2 protein-coding genes are annotated in these 1,065 nt (G+C 61.8%); both read left to right on the top strand.

Translation table 11 applies throughout. The features are described from left to right. Positions 1 to 182 (top strand): hypothetical protein (locus ASC48_RS19695; protein WP_167345159.1); only part of this gene is annotated, 182 nt, incomplete at its 5' end. Between the two features lie 126 nt (positions 183 to 308). Next, the gene (locus tag ASC48_RS19225) at positions 309 to 677 is read left to right on the top strand and encodes a hypothetical protein (protein WP_055457269.1); all 369 of its coding nucleotides are present in this window, start codon (positions 309 to 311) and stop codon (positions 675 to 677) included. The last annotated feature ends 388 nt before the right edge of the window (positions 678 to 1,065 follow it).

Here is a 1,065-nt window from a genome sequence, read left to right as displayed (position 1 = left end):
CAGCGATTTTACGCCTTGGGAATCCCAAAAATCACTCTTCTGCCAAAGTAGTGCTAAGCCATGTGACGGTCGGCAGGAAGACCCCGCTCGCGCTGGCGCATTTCGGTTTCGGCAAGGATGGAAAGCTGCTTGCCGACAGCGCGCTGCCCGTCAATCTGACTGCCGATTGGCTGGAACAGTAAGAGAACGCCGGGAAGCCGTTCCCGCCCTACGCCCGGCTGCTGCCGCTCCGTGGCAAGGCCGGGGCCGACAGCCGTTACTCCTGGACCATCGACTTTTCTGCGCGCCGCGCGAAAGCCCGCAAGGAAATGCAGCCCATCCTGGCGCAGGCGGGCGAAACCAAGGCCGAGGTGATCGACCTCAAGGGGGAGTTCAAGCGCCTGAAGAAGCTGAAGACTTCACATGCCGAAGTGGCTGCGCTCACCGGAGAAATCAGCGAAAAGGAAAAGGCGGCGCGAGAACTGGAGGCTCAGGCGGCTGCCATTGACGCTGCTGTCTTCGACCTAGCGGCGGTCAATCCAGGCACCGTTGCAAAGTTTGATGACCGGTCGCCAGCGGAGATCATCCAGAGCATCCACGATCAGGGCCGCACCGTCGCCGAAGCGCTCGCCCGGGTTGCGGCTTTGGCCGGTGAGGACGAAGCCAATGTGCCGAGCGCGAGAGCCGCGCTGCGATGACACCACGCAAGTCGGAGGGGGGCGATACGCGTTCCATTCTCTTCCCGCTTAGATTGCCGAACCTATGCGGACCAAGCCGGAGATTTTCCTGAGTTTTATCAGGGGGGGGGCAGCTTTACCAGAACGGCGGCGGTTAACAGGTCCGGAGAATATAGGCCCTGAGAGACCACTTCGGGGCCACCAGTCAGCAGGGGCAGTGCTCAGCCCCACCCGCATAACCCACGAAAACAACGGAAAAATCCGGCCGCAGGCGGATGGGGAGAACACTTTCGAGGGGGCAAATGGCGGAGGGGGCTGATCGGCCCCCACGGACGGGTCCAATTTGATTGTTAGTGCAATGATGGTCGTGGCGCCAGCGCGGGCGGCATTGCTGGTTGGGGTTGCAGGG

Origin of the sequence: Pannonibacter indicus (assembly GCF_001418225.1) — a bacterium.
Classification (GTDB): domain Bacteria; phylum Pseudomonadota; class Alphaproteobacteria; order Rhizobiales; family Stappiaceae; genus Pannonibacter; species Pannonibacter indicus.
This window is presented reverse-complemented; position numbering and strand designations above follow the sequence as displayed.

Coding starts and splice junctions, on each gene's coding strand:
- ASC48_RS19225 (WP_055457269.1), top strand. CDS start 309: ATGCAGCCCATCCTGGCGCAGGCGGGCGAAACCAAGGCCGAGGTGATC.